3 protein-coding genes and 1 pseudogene are annotated in these 5143 nt (G+C 66.6%); 1 reads left to right on the top strand and 3 read right to left on the bottom strand.

The window, feature by feature from the left end; all coding sequences use genetic code 11:
* The 3 genes and pseudogenes from AX702_RS00245 to AX702_RS00235 all read right to left on the bottom strand — a co-directional run.
* Nucleotides 1–565: pseudogene (locus tag AX702_RS00245) on the bottom strand (ABC transporter permease subunit); the annotation flags it as partial.
* Nucleotides 562–2001, bottom strand: coding sequence for an ABC transporter permease (locus AX702_RS00240; RefSeq protein ID WP_066774865.1), 1440 nt, complete (start codon nt 1999–2001; stop codon nt 562–564). The pseudogene AX702_RS00245 and the gene AX702_RS00240, both read right to left, overlap by 4 nt.
* The gene (locus AX702_RS00235) at nt 1998–2735 is read right to left on the bottom strand and encodes an ABC transporter ATP-binding protein (protein WP_066774861.1); all 738 of its coding nucleotides are present in this window, start codon (nt 2733–2735) and stop codon (nt 1998–2000) included. The genes AX702_RS00240 and AX702_RS00235 overlap by 4 nt, the downstream gene beginning before the upstream one ends.
* A gap of 170 nt (nt 2736–2905) precedes the next feature.
* Between AX702_RS00235 and AX702_RS00230 the strand changes: the two genes are divergently transcribed.
* Nucleotides 2906–5047, top strand: coding sequence for a TonB-dependent siderophore receptor (locus AX702_RS00230; protein ID WP_066774858.1), 2142 nt, complete (start codon nt 2906–2908; stop codon nt 5045–5047).
* Nucleotides 5048–5143 lie beyond the last annotated feature (96 nt).

Genomic DNA, 5143 nt, shown 5'->3' with positions numbered 1-5143 from the left:
CCGCCCATAGCATCGTCAGCCGCAGCAACGTACGCCGCCGCATCAGCCCCGCCCCGCCGCGCGGCAGCGCGGTCAGCGTACGCAGCCGCCCCGCCTCGCGCTCGCCCGAGACGAGATCGTGAAACAGCGCGATGACGAACAACGGCGCCAGGAACACCAGCACGAAGGCAAAATCGAAGCGGCCGGGCAGCGCCAGTTCCGGGTTGAACGTGTCGCCATCATAGATCTGCGCCTCCAGCCCCAGCGCCCGGACGCGCAGGATGAAAGGCGACACGTCGCGCATGCCGAGTGCGGCAAAGGCGAGCGGCGACGGTGCGTCCCAGGTGGGATGGAAGCTGTAATAGGCCGCGCTGCCCGCATCCTTGGTCCGGTCGACATAGTCGGCGACGGCGCCGATATCCTCAGCCTGGGCGACCGGAATGGCGGCAATCGCACCGCGCTGGCGCGACACTTCCGCCATGCCCGCGGCAAGCGCCGCAATCGAAAGAACCGCCAGCAGGACCAGCGTGATAACGGTGAGGCGGGCGCGCAGCAGCAGGCGCAGTTCGTGGCTCCAGAGGTTCAACGGCCCTCTCCCAACTTGCGCGCGGCCCGGGCGAGCAGCGCTGCGGCGACGGCCAGCCAGCCGAGCACGATGGCCAGCTCCGGCAGGGCGCCGGCGGCGAGCATGGCGCCGCTGGGCGCCTGATAGGCGAAGTCGGGCATCCGTCCCCAATTGCTGGCGGACACGCGCTTGCGCCGGTCCGCATCGGCGTCGGTGGCGGTGTCGTCGCCATAGCTGACCGCCTCCGCCTGCATCCGGTTGAGCCGCTGGACCAAGGCGTAGCGATAGGCCTCGGCCTGCTCCAAGAAGCGGCGATGGCCCGCGAAATCGGTGCCCGCCGCCGCCATCGACAGCGAGCGGAGTGCGATTGCCGGGCTCAGCATGCCGACCGCCTCGACCAGCGCATTCTGCCTGTCCTGCGCGTGGTAGCTTTGCCGGGCGTATTGGTCGAACAGCTCGGACGTCAGACGCTCGCCTTCCATGCCGAGCAGGCCTTTGTAGTTGAGCGGCAGATCCTCAATGCGGGTGACGCCGTATTTGGCCAGAACCGATCGCTTGAACGCGGCGAAGTGCGGATCGTCGGGATTGTGGCTGTCCCCCATGCGGCGCAGATCGCGCGCGATCGCGACATCTGTCTGAAGCCGGTTCTGGAGCGGCACCGCGGCGCTCGCCACATCGGGCGCGACGCGCGGTAGCAGCACGACCGCCACGGCCCATAGCGCGACCAGCGCCAGCAGCGCGTCCCGGCTGCGGCGGACCAGCGCCGAAACGAGCACAATCAGCACCACCCAGAGCGCCAGATACGCCGCATAGCCGAGGGCGATCACCACCATCGGCAGCGCCAGCGCACCCGGCTGCCCGGCAATGGCGAGGAAGCCGATCATCGCCGGCAGACCGGCAAGCAGCGCGACGGTGCCGAGCGCCAGCAGCTTGCCGCGTACCACCTGTCCCCGCGATGCCCCTTGCAGCATCAGGACGCGCATTGTGCCGTGCTCCGTCTCCCGCGCCAGGGCGCCATAGCCGAGGAAGATCAGCAGCAACGGCGCGACCACCTGCAGCACGAAGGCCGGCGTCAGTTGCCCAAAGCGGACCAGAAGCGAGCTTTGCCGCACGTCACCGAAATTGGCGGTATTCTGCCGGTGCCCTTCCAGGAACATGCTGCTGCCGGTGAACGCATCGACGCCGGGATCGAAGGCGGCGAGCGGCCCCAGCGGGCGGAAGATGAAATGACCATAATGGACCACGCGGTGCGGGTGGCGATCGGGCTGTGCGTCGAACGCGTGCTGCGCCTCATGCTGGTGACGGGCGCGCAGATCGGCATTGGCGCGCTGGTGCGACCAGGAGCTGAGCACGGCGACGAGCGTCAGCAGCACCAGCAGCGCGAAGGCGATCACCGCGACCCGGTTGCGCAGCATCAGGCGCAATTCGTCGCGGGCGATAAGACGTGTCACGCTCATGCCGCGAGCCGCTCCGTCGCCACCGCGAAGCGGGCGTGAAGCGCGCGCACGTCGAACCGCTCCGCGCCGCTCGCGGCGACCTCCTCGACGATGCGACCGGCCTCAAGAAAGCCGATCCGGTCGGCGACATCGGCGGCAGAGAGCAGGTCGTGCGTCACCATCAAAACCGCGGTGCCGCGATCGCGCACTGCGGCGACCAGCGCGTTGAAATCGGCCGTGGCGCGCGGATCTAGGCCAGAGGTCGGCTCGTCAAGCAACAGCACCGGCACTTCGCGCAGCAGGGCTACCGCGATCGCTACCTTTTGCCGCATGCCCTTGGAAAATCCGCCGAGCCGCTGATCCCAGGCGCGGTCCTGCAACCCCGCCGCCGCCAGTGCATCGGTAATGACGCGGCGATCCTTGCGCTCGTCGGACAGGGCCAGGAGATAGTCGGCATTCTCGACGGCGGTCAGATGCTCGTACAGCGCGACATTCTCCGGCAGATAGGCGATCCGCCGACGCGCACCGTCCGGATCGGCGCCGGGATCCACTCCGTCCACCAGCACCGTGCCGGACTGCGCGCGCACAAAGCCGAGCAGCGTCGCCAGCGTAGTCGACTTGCCCGCGCCATTGCCGCCAAGCAGCGCGGTGATGCTGCCGGCGGGCACGCGCAGCGACAAGCCGTCGAGCACGCGATGGTCGCCATAGGCCAAGGTCAGGCCGTCGATCAGGATCGGAGCGGGCGGTGGCGTCATCTCTACCTCGTCGAATGCTATTGGCCGCCACCTGCCGCATCGCAGCGGATAAGACAACATATCATTGACGTTGTTACAACATCACGTCATCAGGCGCACGAACAGGCCTGTCGCGCGCAGCCGAAGGGTCGGGATCAGTCTCAAGGGGAATAACTCACGTGCGTTTATCCATGCGCGCGGCGGCGCTCGCCAGCGCCCTGCCGCTTGCCATCGCCCTGGCCTGCTCACCCGCCGCGGCGGAGGTCGAAGCCGACACACCGGCGGAGGAAGAACGCGAGGCGATCACCGTCACCGGCGTGCGCCAATCCTATCGCGGCGACTTCGCGCTGAAGGAGATCCCGCAGGCGATCGCCACCATCGACGAGGCAGTGATCGAGGAGAACAATATCCTCCGCCTCACCGATGCGCTGGATCTCAATGCCTCGGTCGTGCGGCAGAACACGTTGGGCGGATTGTGGGACAGTTTCGCCGTCCGCGGTTTCACCGGCGACGAGAACCTGCCGAGCGGCTATCTGGTCAACGGGTTCAACGCCGGGCGCGGTTTCAGCGGCCAGCGCGACGTGGCCGGGATCGAGCGGGTGGAGGTGTTGAAGGGGCCGGCGGCGGCGGTGCTCGGGCGCGGCGAGCCGGGCGGTTCGATCAACCTCGTCACCAAACAGGCGGAACTCGGTCGTACCTTTGGCACCGCGTCGCTACAATATCGCAGCTTCGATACGGTGCGCGCGGAGGGCGATGCCAATGTCGCGCTGACCGGCAATCTCACCGCGCGGCTGATCGGCTATGCCGAAAGCGAAGACACCTTTCGCGACACGGTGGAGCAGAAGCGCTGGGGCTTCCTGCCGTCGATCGGGCTCGGGATCGGCAACACCCGCCTCACATACGATTTCGAGTGGACGCGCGTCGAGGTGCCGTTCGATCGAGGCATTGTCGTGTTGAACGAGGATTTCGATACCGTTCCACGCTCGCGCTTTCTCGGCGAGCCGAGTGACGGAGATACGGTGGCGCGCGCGACGGGGCACCAGTTACGGCTGCAACATGATTTCAGCGATCGCTGGAGCCTGCTGGTCGGGGCGAGCCATCGCGATACGCTGCTGACCGGCGCGTCATCGGACGCGGAGACGGTTCGGTCCCGCCAAAAGCTCTACATCGACGGCCGCTCGCTATCACGCCAGCGGCGCACCAGGCGCTACACGTCCGAGCATAGCGTGTTGCGCGCCGAGATCTCGGGAGAGTTCGAGACCGGTGCGCTGCGCCACCGCGTTCTGATCGGCGGCGATTTCGACTATTTCGATACCGACCAGTTCTTCACCCGCTATCGCGGCCCGGTGGTGACGCCCACCACCACCGATCAGGCGGGCTATCTGCTCGATCTGCAGAACCCGGTGTACGGCCGCTATCCGGTGCCGGCGACGGCCCCCATTACGAACCGGCTGGACGTGCAGCGCACGATGGGCGCCTATGTCCAGGACCAGATCAGCCTTACCGATCGCTTGCAGATCCGCGTCGGCGGCCGCTTCGACGACTTCCTGCTGCGCGTCGACAATCGGCTGACGAATATGCTCGGCCGGCGCAAGCGCAGCCGCTTCAGCCCGCAGGCTGGCATCGTCTATGAGGTGAGCGATCCCGTGTCGCTCTATGTCGCTTATGGCGAGGGGTATCGCGCCAACATCGGCGCCGATGCGAACGGCAATGTCTTCGAACCGGAGACCAGCAAGTCGGTCGAGGCTGGCGTAAAGCTGAGCGCGCTCGGCGGGCGGCTCACCGGCACGCTCGCGGTGTACCAGCTGGAGAAATCCAACGTCCTGGCCACCGACACACTCAACCCCGGCTTCTCCATCGCGATCGGCAAGGCACGCAGCCGCGGCGTGGAACTGGACCTCAACGGCAAGCTGCCGGGCGACGTGGATGTCCTGCTGAGCTATGCTTATACCGACGCCGAGGCACGATCGCGCGTGCTCGATCCGAACTTCTCGTTCCAGATCGAACCCGGCGATCCGCTGATCAACATTCCGGATCACAACCTGAACGTTCAGGCGTCGAAGCGTTTCACCCTGGACAATCGCCACGTCCTGCTCGGCGCGGGTGTGCAATATGTCAGCAAACGCAATGGCGAGACAGGCACGGACTTCACTCTGCCGGCACATACGCTGGTGCGGCTATTCGGTCAGGTCGAGGTAGCCGATGGCGTCGAACTGTTCGGATCGGTCACCAACCTGTTCGACGATCATTGGTATGCCAACAGCTATTCGCCCGTCTGGGTGCAGCCGGGCAGCCCGCGCACCGCAACGATCGGCCTGCGCGCCACCTTTTGACAAGAGGAATCTCATGCGTTTGACCACCAAGGCGGCGGCCGGCCTTGTCCTGCTTGCCGCTCTTTCTGCCGTTGCCCAATCCGAGCAGCCGTCCCC

Origin of the sequence: Sphingomonas sp. CCH5-D11, assembly GCF_001557395.1 — a bacterium.
Classification (GTDB): Bacteria; Pseudomonadota; Alphaproteobacteria; order Sphingomonadales; family Sphingomonadaceae; genus Sphingomonas.
The sequence above is the reverse complement of the archived record's forward strand: the minus strand, read 5'-3'. Positions and strand labels throughout refer to the sequence as shown.